Genomic DNA, 14,569 nt, shown 5'->3' on the forward strand with positions numbered 1-14,569 from the left:
CCGGACGAGCGTCCCCACAGCCCGAGCGGGTACGTTCAAGGGCGTGGCTGGATTCAGGAACGGACGCGGCCGGGACAACCGCCCCCCGCAGCAGCAGCAACCGCAGCAGGCGCCCTACGGGTACAACGCGGCCCCGCCGCCGTACCCGCAGCAGCAGTGGCCCCCGCAGAGCGGCCAGTACGGCGGTCAGCAGGGCCCGCGGGGCGGCGGCCAGTACGGCGGTCCCCAGGGGCAGCCGCAGCAGCCTTACGGAGAGCCGGAGTACTTCGGGGACCCGTACGGGCAGCAGCAGCCCGCGCAGCAGGCGTACGCCGGTACGGCGAACAACCCGGGCCACACGCAGATGTTCAGCGTCGACGACCCGTACGGCGACGGCGGCGGCTACCAGGCCGCGCCCGTCCCCACCGGCCCCCGCCTCCCCTGGAAGGCGCTCCTGAGCGGCATCGTGCTGCGCCCGGCGGACACGTTCCTCCGGATGCGGGACCACGCCGTCTGGGGCCCGGCGCTGATCGTCACCTTCCTCTACGGCCTGCTCGCGATCTTCGGCTTCGACAAGGCGCGCGACGAGGCGATCAACGCGACCCTGTCGACGGCGATCCCGTACGTCCTGATGACCGCCCTCGGCTTCGTCGTCGGCGGCCTAATCCTCGGCGCGGTCACGCACACGCTCGCGCGCCAGCTCGGCGGCGACGGCTCCTGGCAGCCGACCGTGGGCCTGTCGATGCTGATCATGTCGATCACGGACACGCCCCGGCTCGTCTTCGCGCTCTTCCTCGGCGGCGAGAACGGCTTCGTCCAGGTCGTCGGCTGGCTGACCTGGCTGGCGCTCGGCGCCCTGCTCACCGTGATGGTGAGCCGCTCGCACGACCTGCCGTGGCCGAAGGCCCTGGGCGCGTCGGCGATCCAGCTGGTGGCGCTGCTGAGCCTGACCAAGCTGGGCATGCTGTAGCCGCGTACCGCGTACGTACGGACACGGAGAAGCCCCCCATCGCACGGCGGTGGGGGGCTTCTCCGTACGCCCGCTCAGCGGCGGCGGCGGGTCACTGAGCAACCTGGTCACCTAAGCCGACTCAGGTGACCAGGTGACCAGGTGCGGGAGCGTGGAGTTCAGATCCTCGACACGGACGACAGCGGCAGGCCCCGTCGCCTCAGGCGTCGAGAACCTGGCCTTCGCGCCGCACGACGGGCGGCTCGACCGACCAGGGGAAGTTGATCCACTCGTCGGTCTTCTTCCACACGTACTCGCACTTCACGAGCGAGTGCGACTTCTCGTAGATGACGGCCGAGCGGACCTCGGCGACGTGGTCGACGCAGAAGTCGTGGACGAGCTTGAGCGTCTTGCCGGTGTCGGCGACGTCGTCCGTGATCAGGACCTTCTTGTCGGAGAAGTCGATCGCGTCGGGCACGGGCGCCAGCATGACCGGCATCTCCAGGGTGGTCCCGACGCCGGTGTAGAACTCCACGTTCACGAGGTGGATGTTCTTGCAGTCGAGCGCGTAGGCCAGACCGCCGGCGACGAAGACGCCGCCGCGGGCGATCGAGAGCACGATGTCGGGCTCGTAACCGTCGTCGGCGATGGTCTGCGCCAGCTCGCGGACGGCGGTGCCGAAGCCCTCGTACGTCAGGTTCTCGCGTACTGCACTCATGCCGGCTACCGCCTCACACCTGGGTCCGATGGAAGTTCATGAACGAGCGGGAGGCCGTCGGCCCCCGCTGTCCCTGGTACCGCGAGCCGTACCGCTCGCTCCCGTACGGGAACTCGGCGGGCGAGCTCAGCCGGAACATGCACAGCTGGCCGATCTTCATGCCCGGCCACAGCTTGATCGGCAGGGTGGCGAGGTTCGACAGCTCCAGGGTCACGTGCCCGGAGAAACCGGGGTCGATGAACCCGGCGGTCGAGTGCGTGACCAGCCCGAGCCGCCCGAGAGAGCTCTTCCCCTCCAGCCGCGACGCGATGTCGTCCGGCAGGGAGATGACCTCGTAGGTCGAGGCGAGCACGAACTCGCCCGGGTGGAGGATGAACGCCTCGTCGCCCTCCGGCTCGACCTCACGCGTCAGGTCGAGCTGCTCGACGGCGGGGTCGATGTGGGGGTGGCGGTGGTTCTCGAACACCCGGAAGAAGCGGTCAAGCCTCACGTCGATGCTCGAGGGCTGCACCATGGATTCGTCGTACGGGTCGATGCGCACCCGTCCGGCGTCGATCTCGGCCCGGATGTCCTTGTCTGAGAGAAGCACGCCCCCACGATACGCAGAGGGCGCGGACCTGCCCCAATCGGCAGGGCCCCGCGCCCGACCCCTCGGCTCAGCGCTGCCCGAGCACCACGGGCACCGCGTGCCGCAGCCGCGCACACCGCGGACACCGAATGAGCCGCCCGGGCCCGATCCGCCCGGCCCCGAGCTGCTGCAGCGGGAACGAGGCGGTACTGAACACGTGCCCCTCGGCACAACGGACGACGGTGCGCTCCATGGAACCCATCAAGTCCCTTCCCCTACACATGCGGTGGACGAGACAGCCACATTAGGGGATCAACAGGACACCCTCCAGGCGGCGCTCCGCACACGCCCAGGCGTGAGCTTCGCCTCAAGTGGCGCATGGGGTACAGTGTGCAACGATGCGGCACGGATCACCCGTCCGCTGTGCGGATGTAGTTTAATGGTAGAACATGAGCTTCCCAAGCTTATAGCGCGGGTTCGATTCCCGTCATCCGCTCTTCTACGAAGCCCCAGGTCAGCGACCTGGGGCTTCGTCGTTGTCCAGACTTCTCGGCCCTCGACGGGACCGCCTGGTCCTCCATGGAGCACCTGCGAGCTTGCTCCCGAAACGCTGCAGTCGGGGGGAATCAATATCTATCCCCGCGGTCGGAGAGTTTAATGGACCCCGCAGGGAGAGTTTTTCCGCACCGCACACGAGGGAGTTATTTAACGCACGCAAACCGCTGCAGCGTGCTACTGTCGATCTCGGTTGCAGTTTTGGTACCCAAAAACTTCAAGCGCTCCACGGCCTCCGCGCCACATTCGAGCGCTTCATATTTCCGGGTCATTTTCCGGCGGGGCATCATCGCGGCGACACGGTGTCCGTACAGTGCGGATGCCGGTGTACTGCCCCAAAGGAGATATGACATGGCATCTGGCACCGTGAAGTGGTTCAACGCGGCAAAGGGTTTCGGCTTCATCGAGCAGGACGGTGGCGGCGACGACGTCTTCGCCCACTTCTCGAACATCGCCGCCCAGGGTTTCCGCGAGCTGCTGGAAGGCCAGAAGGTCACCTTCGACATCGCTCAGGGCCAGAAGGGCCCGACGGCCGAGAACATCGTTCTCGCCTGACGCTGACGCGCATTTCGTAGCTGGGGCCCGCATCCCTCGGGGTGCGGGCCCCAGCTGCACGTATTTCCCGTAGTGGTGTCACCTGCGGGACGAAGTATTCAGGGTTACAGCCTGCTCGGCGCTCTACCCCCGCTCGACTTTTCTTGGTTTCGCGTCCACATGACGCCACCCCATCTCAGCGCCTGCGACCGTACAGAATCCCTGTAGGCCAGAGTCGCTTTCGCATTCCATTCGGCACCGTTCTCGTGATTCCCCGCGCCGCGTTTCCGCTGCGGGAATTCCTTGATACGCGCCGTATCAAGGAAGGTTCTGAATGAACCGCACACGTACGAACAACCGTTCCTCTCACACCCGTGGCCGCACCGGCGGTCCCGCTTTCGGCGCTGCCGCCGGTTCGGAGCGGGGCAGCCGCTTCGGCTCGTCGGCCCCGAGGCGTTCCGGAGGTCCGAGCCGCTCGGGCGGCTACGGCCGCCGGCCCGCCTCGATCCAAGGCGAGTTCGCCCTGCCGAAGACGATCACTCCCGCTCTGCCCGCCGTCGAGGCCTTCGCCGATCTCGCCATGCCGGTCGAGCTGTTGGCGGCCCTCCGCGCGCAGGGCGTGACCGTGCCCTTCCCCATCCAGGGCGCCACCCTGCCCAACACCCTCGCGGGCCGTGACGTCCTCGGCCGCGGGCGCACCGGCTCCGGCAAGACCCTGGCCTTCGGCCTCGCGCTGCTGGCCCGTACCGCCGGACTGCGCGCCGAGCCGCGCCGGCCGCTGGCGCTGGTCCTCGTCCCCACCCGCGAGCTGGCCCAGCAGGTGACCGACGCCCTCACCCCGTACGCCCGCGCCGTGAAGCTGCGCCTGACCACGGTCGTCGGCGGCATGTCGATCGGCAAGCAGGCCGGAGCACTGCGCGGCGGCGCGGAAGTCGTCGTGGCCACGCCCGGCCGGTTGAAGGACCTCATCGACCGGGGCGACTGCGGGCTGAACCAGGTCGCGATCACCGTCCTCGACGAGGCCGACCAGATGGCCGACATGGGCTTCATGCCGCAGGTCACCGCCCTCCTGGACCAGGTGCGTCCCGAGGGGCAGCGGATGCTGTTCTCGGCCACCCTGGACCGCAATGTCGACCTGCTGGTACGCCGCTACCTGACCGACCCCGTCGTGCACTCGGTGGACCCCTCGGCCGGTGCGGTGACGACGATGGAGCACCACGTGCTGCATGTCCACGGCGCCGACAAGCAGCGGACGACGACGGAGATCGCGGCGCGCGAGGGCCGGGTGATGATGTTCCTGGACACCAAGCACGCCGTGGACCGGCTGACCCAGGACCTGCTGAACAGCGGTGTCCGGGCCGCCGCCCTGCACGGCGGGAAGTCGCAGCCGCAGCGCACCCGCACCCTCGCCCAGTTCAAGACCGGACACGTGACCGTGCTGGTCGCGACGAACGTGGCGGCGCGCGGCATCCACGTCGACAACCTCGACCTCGTCGTCAACGTCGACCCGCCCACCGACCCCAAGGACTACCTCCACCGCGGCGGCCGCACCGCCCGCGCCGGCGAGTCCGGCAGCGTCGTCACCCTCGTCACCCCGAACCAGCGCCGCGACATGACCCGCCTCATGCAGGCCGCCGGCATCACCCCGCAGACCACCCAGGTCCGCTCGGGCGAAGAGGCCCTGAACCGGATCACCGGCGCCCAGGCCCCCTCCGGCATCCCCGTCGTCATCACCGCACCGGTCGTCGAACGCGCCAAGCGCGGCGCGGCCTCCCGGGGGAGGCGTCGGCCCGCTTCGACCGTCCGGCGCGTGAGCGTGCGGCAGTCGGCCTTCGACGCGGCGGCCTGAGAAGCACGTGATCAGGGCAGTGCTCTGGGCAGCCTCGCCCTTGCCCGCTGAACCGCCTCACCACGGCACGACCGTCCCCCTTTCTTCTTCCTGTGAGGCAACATGCGCTGTGTCATCGCCCGTTTCCCGTTCGACCTGACCAAGAGCGGTGTCCTGGAGTCGATGAAGGGCATCAAGCCCGAGCAGGTCGTCGGCGAGTCAGTGATCATCGGGCGCCGTACCTACCCCGCTAAGCAGGTCGGCCAGGTCATCACTCGGCAGGACCGCCGTGACTTCAGCACCGGTGAAGTCATCCGGGCCATGAACCAGCTCGGGTTCACCTGCCGCGACCTTCCCCGGGCCGCCGTGCCCACGCACGGCCTCAGCCCGCTCCAGCGGGCTTCCGCGATGCTCGGCGTCCCGGTGGCCGTCTGACGGACAGGACCGGCGCGAGCCGACACCCGAACAGCGAGGAGGGCCCGACCGGCACGTGCCGGTCGGGCCCTCCCGCATACCGGGGGTTCTTACGCGAAGGTCGGGTCAGTGGTCGGAGTAGCTGAAGTCGCCCATGGTCCAGGCGCTGACATCCGCGATCGAGACGCGATACATCCCACCCGTCTCCGGGATCCCCACCGTGCCCTGAAGGATGCGGGCCACATGGAAGTGCAGATGGGTGGGCGGCCCCTCTTGGGGTGTCGTGGTGGTGAAGATGGCGGCGAACTCGCCCAGGCGGGCGGAGTCCGTCAGGACCTCCGACACCCGCTGCCTCCACACGGCTTCGGGTGCCAGCCGACCGGTGATGACAGCGCCACCGGTGACAACGGTCAGGGACATCTGATTGCTCTGCCCGGACTCCACCAGGGTGGCAACGTCAACGAGCAGCTCGTCAGGCTTCGACATGGGAGCCGATTTTATGCACCGGTCGGCCCGTTCTCTCCATCGGGAGGGCTACCGGTCGAGAAGAGCACTCACCGTCTTCCCGTCGGAGGCCCGACGGGTGACAGCGGTCGCGCGGGCAATGCGTCTCCTGAGCCCTGACCTGCTGTGCAGGCTGCTCTGCGCATCCTGGGTCGACCGTGAAGGTCTAGCTCTCCTCGGCGGGCACGAAAATCTATGACGGCCGGAGTAGACATTGCGCGATGGCGTGGTTATGGTTTCTCTCGTAGCCCAGAGAGACCGCAGGGCCCGGCAGAGACGAACTGCCGGGCAGCAGTACCCGCAGTTGCAGTGCGCAGGACGGTGCGGTGGTGGAGTTTCGAAGCCAGGGTTGTTGCAGGACGGCGACGGGGCTGACGACCGGACCGGGTGGCCCGCAGTGATCAGGGGCCGCCGTCAGCAGTACGCAGTCAACGCAGTGGCAGTACCCGTAAGTGCAGTTCGCAGTACCCAGCAGTCGCAGTACCCAGCAGTGAAGTAGTGAGCAGCACCTCGGTGAAGGCGTCGGCTGCGGGCGCGCGCACCGGGAAGTTCGGCAGTGGGGTTCTAAGCCAGAGCAGACGCAGGACGGGCAACGGGGCTGGCTGCCGGAGAGTGGCGCTGGGTCAGGCCACCAGCAGTTCGCGGTATCAGCGGTACAGCAGTAACCCGCAGTTCGCGGTGTCTCCCGTTTGGTAAGCAGTTGATCACCGAGGGAAGAACGGAGGAGTTGAGGCGCCATCAGGATCGCCCGGGCGGAAGCCTTGAGCCCGGGTACCGCAGGACATCGATAGTGAGGTGGTCTCCGGTCAAGCAACCGCGATCCCCGCACTCCCGGCAGCATCTCGGCCGGGTCGGCGGAAACACAGGGTCGGCGCAGTCTCAGGGCCGACAGATGGTGTAGCAGTTCCTTCGGGGCCCTGGTGTCGTACGCGCCAGGGCCCCTCCCCGCGTTCCGACCCCTTTCCCTACCTGTTTCGCAGTGAGGTGCGATGACAGCAGACGATTCGTTCGGCCGTCTCGACGACGACGGCTACCCCGCCTACACGATGGGCCGGGCCGCCGAGATACTCGGCACCACCCAGGGCTTCCTCCGCGCCATCGGCGAAGCCCGCCTCATCACCCCGCTCCGCTCCGCCGGCGGACACCGCCGCTACTCCCGCTACCAACTGCGCATCGCCGCCCGCGCCCGGGAACTCGTCGACCACGGCACTCCCGTGGAGGCGGCCTGCCGCATCGTCATGCTCGAAGTCCGGCTCGAAGAAGCGCAGCGCGTCAACGCCGAATACCGTCGCGCAGCGGCCGAGATACATCCACGGACAGCGGCCTGAGGTGGGGTGTGCCCGCCGGTCTCGGCGGGCACACCCCACCCGTGCCTGTCGGGGGTCGTCACGCGTGCTCGTTTCCCTCTGGTGACAGCCCGTTGTCGGCGTGTAGCGTCTGCGTCAGCTGTCGTGGTTCGGAAGTTCCCCTGTGCCCACGCGTTCGGCGTGGGCTTTTTGCTGTGCTGTGCCGCAGGAACCAGGGCGATCAGCTCCGCCTTCCGCATGGAGCGGGAGGCGTTCATCGACTGGAAGGCATGAGACATGGCTACGGGAACTGTGAAGTGGTTCAACGCGGAGAAGGGCTTCGGCTTCATCGCCCAGGACGGCGGCGGCCCGGACGTCTTCGCCCACTACTCCGCGATCAACTCCTCGGGCTTCCGTGAGCTCCAGGAGGGCCAGACCGTGACGTTCGACGTCACCCAGGGCCAGAAGGGCCCCCAGGCCGAGAACATCACCCCGGCCTGACCTTCACCACCCGCGGGCACCGAGACCGGCACGTAAGGCCGCCCCTGCGGCCCGTACCGCTCGACCCGAAGCAGCGGACGCCCGCGATGTCGGCGGGATCCGACGCGTACCGGATCAGGGCCGCGCAGCTGTTGCTGCGCGGCCCTGATCCGTGTCCAGGCCGGGGCCCGACCAGGTGCCCCGCACGCTCGAACGGCTGCGCGGCGTCGGCACGGTGCGGTTCGTCTTCCGGGTCAGGTGCCGCGCCGGTCGTGGCTGTCCTGGCGGAGGTGGTCGGTGTGTCGGGTCACGGCGTCGAGGTGATCGACGAGGGCCGAGTCTTCGGAGCGCAGGTGCGGCCGGGTGTCGGTCAGGGGCCGGAGGAGGCGCGCTGCGTCGTTGTCGGCCAGGGCCCGGTTCAGTTCGCCGACGGCTGCCGCGGCGGCGTCGGGAAGGTCGGTGAGGGCGGTGATCTGGCCGGCGAGCCGGCGCAGGTCGGCCGCATTGTCACGGGCCCAAGCGGTGACGGCGCGGTCTGCGGCACGTGTGTCGCGGGTGGCCTGGACGCGTTCTTCGCCGGTGCTTCCGGCCGTGCCGGGGCGCAAGCGCAGGTAGCGGCGTTCGGCGGCCTGGCGGCTCGCGACCCCTAGGGGTCCGGCGAGGTCGGCCCAGCTCGCGCCCTGGCCCCGGGCTGTTTCGATCAGGCCGCTCTCCCAGCCGGCGAGCTGTTCACGGACCTCGCGCAGCATCAGCAGCGCGGCCAGCGCCGGGTGCGGGCCCGCGTCTGTCGGCTCGGTCGGGGGCGTCCCGGCAGAGGAACGCTGCGCGTGCCTCACGGCCTGGTCGATGGCCCGCAAGGCCGTCGCCGCGGCGGGGAAGGGGACCGGCGCGGCCGGCTGGCCGGCTTCGTTCATGACCCTCTCGCTGCTTGTCATCCTCCAGATGACTCCTTGCTTGTCGTCGTTTCGATGACATGTTACAACGGAAGCACGTTGAAGCGCATTGGCAGTTCCTGCCTGAACCAACTGGAGGTGTTTCGCGATGTTGATGCGCACTGACCCGTTCCGCGAGATGGACCGGATCGTCCAGCAGCTGTCGGGTGCGTCGGGCACGTGGTCGAAGCCGGCCGTGATGCCGATGGACGCCTACCGGCAGGGCGACGTGTACGTGATCGCCTTCGACCTCCCCGGCGTGAGCACCGAGGCGATCGACATCGACGTCGAGCGGAACATGCTGACGGTGAAGGCCGAGCGCAGGCCCGCGGGGAAGTCCGACGGCGTGCAGATGGAACTCTCCGAGCGACCCCTGGGCGCCTTCTCCCGCCAGATCATGCTCGCCGACACCCTCGACACCGAGCACATCGAAGCCGACTACGACGCGGGCGTCCTGACCCTGCGGATCCCGATCGCCGAGCGCGCCAAGCCGCGGAAGATCAGCATCGGCGGCGAATCCGGCCGCAAGCAGATCTCCGGCTGACCGGTCCCACAGCGGCGGAGGACGGGAAACCGATCCCCCTCCGGGCACCCCGTCCTCCGCGCCCCTCGCCCCTTCACCCCTCCCCGGAGGTGACGTGATGTCGATACGCAGGGAGGCGTTCCTGGCCCACGTCCAGGAACGCGGCGAGTACACGACCCTGCCCGAAGCGGAACGGGCGGCCCACGTCGTCCTCGCCCTACTGGGCGCGCACCTGGTCGGCACCGTGCGGGCCGAGCTCGCCGCCCGGCTCCCCGAGACGTACGCCCTGATCCTCCTCAATCCCCTGCAGGCCGCCGAACCGCTCTCACCCGAACGCTTCGTCCGCGCGACCGCGGCCTGGATCGAAGGCGCCACCGAGAAGACAGCCCTGTGGGACATCGGCGCGGTCCTCTCCACCGTGGCCGCCGCGGCGGGTGACGTCCTCATGCGCGAGGTCCTGCTCCAGCTCCCGCCCGGCTACGACCTCCTCTTCGGCCACCACCAGCCCACCTGACCGGCGCCGACGGCCGGAACTCGAACCTTCGAAGAGAAAGGCAACCGCAGCACCATGTACGACCAGCCTCGACCGGACCGGCCCACCCCCGCGATGACGTTCGACCAGATGCTGGAACGCGTCCGCTACGAGGGCGCCTACCCCACCCGCGAACGCGCGGAAGAAGCCGTCCGCGCCGTTCTCGCCGCGCTCGGCCGGCAGGTCACCGGTGACGAGCGCGTCGACCTCGCCCAGTGCCTGCCCGTCGAAGCCGCCCTCACCCTGACCGCCCAGATCCCCGATACCGAGCAGCTCACCGGCTGGGGCTTCGTCAAGGACCTGGCCGCACGAACCGGCGTGAGCCCGGCCATCGCCCGCTGGGACACCGGCTCCGTACTCGCCACCGTCACCGCGCTCGCCGGACCCGACCTCCTCGCCCGCGTCCTCCAGCGACTCCCCGACGACTACGCGCTCCTCTTCGGACAGGCACAACTGCGCCGGCCTCAGCGCGCCGCCGCCTGACCGGAGCCGGCTGCGCGCGGGGCGAAGCGTTCGGCCATGGGCCAGCCGGCCGGGGTGTGGTCGTGGTCGACTTCCCAGCTTGTCGGTCGGGTCGGCGGAATCACAGGGTCGGCGCGGTATCAGGGCCGACAGATGGTGTAGTAGTTCCTTCGGGGCCCTGGTGCCAGTACGGCACCAGGGCCCCTCAACGCGTTCACCAGAGAGGTGCCAGTGACAGCAGACGACTCCTTCGGCCGTCTCGACGACGACGACTACCCCGCCTACACCATGGGCCGGGCGGCAGACATGCTCGGCGCCACCCAGGGCTTCCTCCGCGCCCTCGGAGAGGCCCGCCTGATCACCCCGCTCCGCTCCGAGGGCGGCCACCGCCGCTACTCCCGCTACCAGCTGCGCATCGCCGCCCGCGCCCGGGAACTCGTCGACCAGGGCACCCCCATCGAGGCCGCCTGCCGCATCATCATCCTCGAAGACCAGCTCGAAGAAGCCCAGCGCATCAACGCCGAATACCGCCGCGCCGCCGAATCGACGGACCCGCCGACCGCGGCCTGAACCGAGTGCGCCCGTCGGGATCGGCGGGTCTCGGTCGTCGAATGAGTGCTATTCGGGCGCGGACGCCTCCGCCAGGTCCGCCCCGGCGTCAGCGCTGCGTGTGACCTGGTGGGTACCGTGCCAGTCCAGGCACATGACCGTCGCGTCGTCCTGGAGACGGCCGCCGTGGGCGTGGAGGATCTCCGCGACCAGAGCGCGGGAGGCCTCGCGGGGGTGGAGATCGCCCGTGCGCACGATCAGGGAGGGCAGGTCGACCTCCACGGCGCGGCGCTCGAGCATGCCGTCGGTGAGCATCACGAGGCGGTCGCCCGCTCGCAAGTCCAGCCGCTGCACCCGGTAGGCGCTGCGCAGCTGGACGCCGAAGGGGAGATCCACCTCGGGAACCACCTCCTCAACCCTCTCCTGTCTCAGGAGCAGCGGCCACGGATGCCCCGCGTTGACGAACTGGGTGGTCCCGTCGAGCAGGCTGACGCGCAGCAGCTGCCCGGTGACGAAGGCCCGCCTGCCGTGGTCGATGACGGCCCGGTTGGCCTCCGTGGCCTGTACTTCGAGCTCGGCGCCGGCACGCCTTGCCCTGCGAAGGGCGCCCACTGCGAGGGTGGCGAGCAGCGCGGCTTCCACGTCGTGGCCCATGGCATCGGTGACGGAGAGCTGCATGGTGTCGCGGTCGACGACGTAGTCGAAGGTGTCGCCGCCGACGTGCGTCGCCGGTTCCAGTGCTCCGGCGACCGTGAACTGGGCCGCCTCACAGGCCAGTGAGGCGGGGAGGAGCCGGTGCTGGATCTCGGCCGCCAGGTTCAGGGGCCGCGTACGACGGCCCCACTGGTAGACATCGGTGAAGGACCGGTTCGCGATGACGATGTAGGCCAAGGCATGCGCGGTCTCACCGATCTGCCTCATCGCGCCTTCGTCGGGGCCATCCGGCAGAGAGAGTTCGAGCAGGCCGATGGCGTCGCCGCGGTTGGTGACGGGCGCCACGACCCTGACCAAACCGTTGCCCTCTCGCTGGAGGGCCGGCCGCTGTGTGCGCAACACGTCCGCGTAGAGGGTGCCGGGCAGCGCGACGCGCTCAGGGGGCTCGTCGGACTCGACGTTGTCGGCTGCCCCGAGCCGCACCACTGACGACCCGGTGAAGTCGACGATCAGGAACGAGACCGCAGCAGCGTTCAGGCGGTCCCTGAGCATCCGTGCGACGACGTCCAGTGACTCGACGGGAGAGGCGGATTCCGCTGCCGCGAGCGTGCCCGCGAGGTCCATTGCCACCAACCGCTCACCGTCGGCGCGCCCCTGATGGGCGCCTGGATCTCGCTCCCCGGTTGGGGGCATGACCGCTCCTCTCCTCCTCCGACACCGCGGGACCGGCCCCTCCACGAGAACTGCTCCCTGACGCTCTTTCCGATCGCCCGAGGCCTTTCGGTCGGCCCCCACCGCCTCGTAGAAGGCGTCCCCCCGTGCGGTCGCAGCCTGTGCCCACGGCAGGCCAGTCCGCGAACCCCGCTGGGGCGACCGTCCTCAACCCTGCCCGAGGACCCGCACGCCAGGGAGCTGTTGCCGCCCGTGCAGGCGGCGCTGCCTGACGGGTTCACCCGAACAGCAGGCATCGGCCCTACTCGGGTACGCCGCCCGGCCACCGGCATGGCGCGCACGCGATGCGGGGGCGGTCGGGCGTGCCCTCGCCGTGCCCCGACGGGCGGTGAACAGCGGTCGGAACGGGTCCGCAAACGGCAGCCCCGACGGGGCCGCTGTGCCGTCCACGAGTGGGCCGCCGGCCACCCGAACGCACCCGCGGTACCGGGCCCTCCACGTCGGCACGGGCCGGTCCGTTGATCCAGGGCGCAGGCTTTGGCCGCGTACCGCGCCGACGCTAGGGTGAGGCGCCGTACTCGGCGGATCGCTCCCTGAGGGAGGTGGGAAGGGGGCTCATGGACGCGGACCACGCGGGGTTGGTCGTCGCGGCGCAGGCCGGTGACGATCGGGCGCGCGAGGAGCTGGTCGCCGCCTACCTGCCGTTGGTCTACAACATCGTCGGGCGGTCGCTGAGCGGACATGCCGACGTCGACGACGTCGTCCAGGAGACCCTGCTGCGCGTGGTGCGCGACCTGCCTGCCCTGCGTGCCCCCGAGAGCTTCCGGTCCTGGCTGGTGTCGATCACGCTCCGCCAGATCAATACCTACTGGCACCGGCAACGCGCCTTCGCCGGCCGGACCACGGTCATCGACGAGGCACGCCAGATCCCGGCCGTCGGCGCCGAGCCCGAGGGCGTGACGATCCTGCGCATGCATGTGTCGGACGAGCGCCGTCAGATCGTCGAGGCCGGCCGGTGGCTCGACCCGGACCATCGGGTGCTGCTGTCGCTGTGGTTGCAGGAATGCGCCGGCTCGCTGAGCCGTGACGACGTCGCCGCGTCGATGGGGCTCTCTGTCGCCCACGTCGGAGTACGCCTGCAACGCATGCGCGAGCAGCTGGAACTGAGCCGGACGATCGTCGCCGCGCTGGAAACCGATCCGCGCTGTCCGCAGTTGGACGAGACCGTCGTCGGCTGGGACGGGCTCCGTACATCGGTGTGGCGCAAGCGGATCGCGCGGCACACCCGTGACTGCCCGGTCTGCATGGCGACGACGACAGGTCGGGTTCCGGCCGAACGCCTGCTCCTCAGCCTCGCGACGCTGGCCGTCCCGGCCGGCCTCATCGCCGCGCTGGCCGCCAAGGGCCTGCTGTCGAGTACGGCCGCGAGCACCGCCGGGCTGGCCACGGCACACGTCGCCGTCGGCACGGCGACGTGGGGAGGCGGTCTGCACAGCGCGCTGATCGGCAAACTCCAGGTGGTGACCGCTCATCCGCTGGTGAGCCTCGCCACCGGCGCGGTGCTCATCGCCGGGACCGCCACCTACGCGACCTGGCCCGAACCGGCGCATCGGGAGCCCGGTGTCATCGCCGCGCCCACGGTCGGCGCTCCCACGCCGATCCCGTCGCGCACCACCACGCCGATCCCGTCGCGCACCACCACGCCGGCCGAACCGTCCCCGGTGAGTCCGTCCGCCGTCGCAGGCACTGTTCCGCTGGGCGCACAGTCGCTGGAGTCCGTGGACCGCCCCGCCCTGTACCTCACGTATGCCGGCGACTTCGCGACGCTCGGCCGGGTCTCCGCGTCCAGCAGCACGCGGACCCGGCAGCGGGTCACCTTCACGGTCATCGGGGGGCTGGCCGACACACGGTGCGTCACCTTCCGCGCCGCCGACGGTCGCTATCTGCGCCATCGTGACCTGCGGCTACGGCTGAGCAGCAACGACGGCAGCGAACTGTTCCGTGAAGACGCCACCTTCTGTCCGCGTCCCGGGGCGGTCGCCGGGTCGGTGACCCTGCACGCGCACAACTATCCCGGATCGGTCCTCCGCCACCGCGACGGTGGCGTCTGGCTCGACGGCTCCGACGGCACTCGGGCCTTCGCCGGCCAGGCTTCCTTCATCATGCGCAGGGCCTGGGCCTGAGCACCGCACCTCGTGCGTGCACGGTCCCCCTTTCCAGCGGGACGACCAGACCGCGGGGCTCGGCATAACGCTTTCCGCCCGCGAGATGCCTCACTGAGCAATCGTCCGGACGGGGCGACTTTTTTGTTACGAGGCCCCGAGTGCGGAGGCCTCCCTTGCATGGGGTGCCCTTCCCGCCGCTCACCATGGCGTGCCGGCGTGGCAGGTTCCCCGACTTCCCCGTTGACGCATCTCCGGAAGAAAGCCC

At 69.7% G+C, this 14,569-nt stretch carries 16 protein-coding genes and 1 tRNA gene; 12 read left to right on the forward strand and 5 right to left on the reverse strand.

What is annotated here, in order from left to right; all coding sequences use genetic code 11:
• Window positions 1-43 precede the first annotated feature (43 nt).
• The gene (locus tag ACFWWU_RS01435; protein WP_384137659.1) at window positions 44-949 is read left to right on the forward strand and encodes a Yip1 family protein; all 906 of its coding nucleotides are present in this window, start codon (window positions 44-46) and stop codon (window positions 947-949) included.
• 199 nt (window positions 950-1,148) lie between these two features.
• On the opposite strand, the gene ACFWWU_RS01440 is transcribed toward ACFWWU_RS01435, so the two are convergent.
• The gene (locus tag ACFWWU_RS01440) at window positions 1,149-1,646 is read right to left on the reverse strand and encodes a phosphoribosyltransferase (RefSeq protein ID WP_384137661.1); all 498 of its coding nucleotides are present in this window, start codon (window positions 1,644-1,646) and stop codon (window positions 1,149-1,151) included.
• A 13-nt stretch (window positions 1,647-1,659) separates the two neighbouring features.
• Window positions 1,660-2,235, reverse strand: coding sequence for a dCTP deaminase (gene dcd, locus ACFWWU_RS01445; protein ID WP_384137662.1), 576 nt, complete (start codon window positions 2,233-2,235; stop codon window positions 1,660-1,662).
• A gap of 404 nt (window positions 2,236-2,639) precedes the next feature.
• On the opposite strand from dcd, the gene ACFWWU_RS01450 reads away from it, so the two are divergent.
• From ACFWWU_RS01450 to ACFWWU_RS01465, 4 genes are all read left to right on the forward strand, one after another.
• Window positions 2,640-2,710: transfer RNA gene (locus ACFWWU_RS01450), tRNA-Gly, on the forward strand.
• Between the two features lie 410 nt (window positions 2,711-3,120).
• Entirely contained in the window at window positions 3,121-3,324 is a 204-nt protein-coding gene (locus ACFWWU_RS01455; RefSeq protein ID WP_384137663.1) for a cold-shock protein, read from the forward strand.
• A gap of 313 nt (window positions 3,325-3,637) precedes the next feature.
• Window positions 3,638-5,152: a DEAD/DEAH box helicase gene (locus tag ACFWWU_RS01460; RefSeq protein ID WP_384137665.1), complete on the forward strand. Its 1,515-nt coding sequence runs from the start codon at window positions 3,638-3,640 to the stop codon at window positions 5,150-5,152.
• 102 nt (window positions 5,153-5,254) lie between these two features.
• Window positions 5,255-5,566, forward strand: a complete 312-nt coding sequence (locus tag ACFWWU_RS01465; RefSeq protein ID WP_384137667.1) for an SCO5918 family protein — start codon at window positions 5,255-5,257, stop codon at window positions 5,564-5,566.
• Window positions 5,567-5,671: 105 nt separating this feature from the next.
• Here the strand turns inward: ACFWWU_RS01465 and ACFWWU_RS01470 are convergent, their stop codons facing one another.
• On the reverse strand, window positions 5,672-6,031 hold the full coding sequence (locus tag ACFWWU_RS01470; protein ID WP_031143209.1) for a hypothetical protein: 360 nt from the start codon (window positions 6,029-6,031) through the stop codon (window positions 5,672-5,674).
• Between the two features lie 1,007 nt (window positions 6,032-7,038).
• Here ACFWWU_RS01470 and ACFWWU_RS01475 point away from each other — a divergent pair.
• Window positions 7,039-7,377 carry a MerR family transcriptional regulator gene (locus ACFWWU_RS01475; RefSeq protein ID WP_384137668.1) on the forward strand — a complete coding sequence of 113 codons (339 nt, stop codon included), beginning with the start codon at window positions 7,039-7,041 and terminating at the stop codon, window positions 7,375-7,377.
• Window positions 7,378-7,632: 255 nt separating this feature from the next.
• On the forward strand, window positions 7,633-7,836 hold the full coding sequence (locus ACFWWU_RS01480; RefSeq protein WP_048475199.1) for a cold-shock protein: 204 nt from the start codon (window positions 7,633-7,635) through the stop codon (window positions 7,834-7,836).
• A 233-nt stretch (window positions 7,837-8,069) separates the two neighbouring features.
• On the opposite strand, the gene ACFWWU_RS01485 is transcribed toward ACFWWU_RS01480, so the two are convergent.
• The gene (locus ACFWWU_RS01485; protein ID WP_384138398.1) at window positions 8,070-8,729 is read right to left on the reverse strand and encodes an HSP18 transcriptional regulator; all 660 of its coding nucleotides are present in this window, start codon (window positions 8,727-8,729) and stop codon (window positions 8,070-8,072) included.
• A gap of 127 nt (window positions 8,730-8,856) precedes the next feature.
• Between ACFWWU_RS01485 and ACFWWU_RS01490 the strand changes: the two genes are divergently transcribed.
• The 4 genes from ACFWWU_RS01490 (at window position 8,857) to ACFWWU_RS01505 (ending at window position 10,834) form a co-directional block, all read left to right on the forward strand.
• The gene (locus ACFWWU_RS01490) at window positions 8,857-9,291 is read left to right on the forward strand and encodes an Hsp20/alpha crystallin family protein (RefSeq protein WP_384137670.1); all 435 of its coding nucleotides are present in this window, start codon (window positions 8,857-8,859) and stop codon (window positions 9,289-9,291) included.
• Between the two features lie 97 nt (window positions 9,292-9,388).
• Window positions 9,389-9,784, forward strand: a complete 396-nt coding sequence (locus ACFWWU_RS01495; RefSeq protein WP_384137672.1) for a DUF2267 domain-containing protein — start codon at window positions 9,389-9,391, stop codon at window positions 9,782-9,784.
• A 54-nt stretch (window positions 9,785-9,838) separates the two neighbouring features.
• A complete protein-coding gene (locus ACFWWU_RS01500) occupies window positions 9,839-10,285 on the forward strand; it encodes a DUF2267 domain-containing protein (RefSeq protein ID WP_384137673.1) in 447 nt (148 codons plus the stop codon).
• Between the two features lie 210 nt (window positions 10,286-10,495).
• Window positions 10,496-10,834 (forward strand): MerR family transcriptional regulator, encoded by a 339-nt coding sequence (locus tag ACFWWU_RS01505; RefSeq protein ID WP_384137675.1) that lies wholly within the window; start codon window positions 10,496-10,498, stop codon window positions 10,832-10,834.
• Between the two features lie 48 nt (window positions 10,835-10,882).
• On the opposite strand, the gene ACFWWU_RS01510 is transcribed toward ACFWWU_RS01505, so the two are convergent.
• A complete protein-coding gene (locus ACFWWU_RS01510; protein ID WP_384138400.1) occupies window positions 10,883-12,091 on the reverse strand; it encodes a PP2C family protein-serine/threonine phosphatase in 1,209 nt (402 codons plus the stop codon).
• Between the two features lie 665 nt (window positions 12,092-12,756).
• Here ACFWWU_RS01510 and ACFWWU_RS01515 point away from each other — a divergent pair.
• On the forward strand, window positions 12,757-14,322 hold the full coding sequence (locus ACFWWU_RS01515) for a sigma-70 family RNA polymerase sigma factor (RefSeq protein ID WP_384137676.1): 1,566 nt from the start codon (window positions 12,757-12,759) through the stop codon (window positions 14,320-14,322).
• The last annotated feature ends 247 nt before the right edge of the window (window positions 14,323-14,569 follow it).

It is taken from the genome of Streptomyces sp. NPDC058650 (assembly GCF_042717315.1).
Classification (GTDB): Bacteria; Actinomycetota; Actinomycetes; order Streptomycetales; family Streptomycetaceae; genus Streptomyces.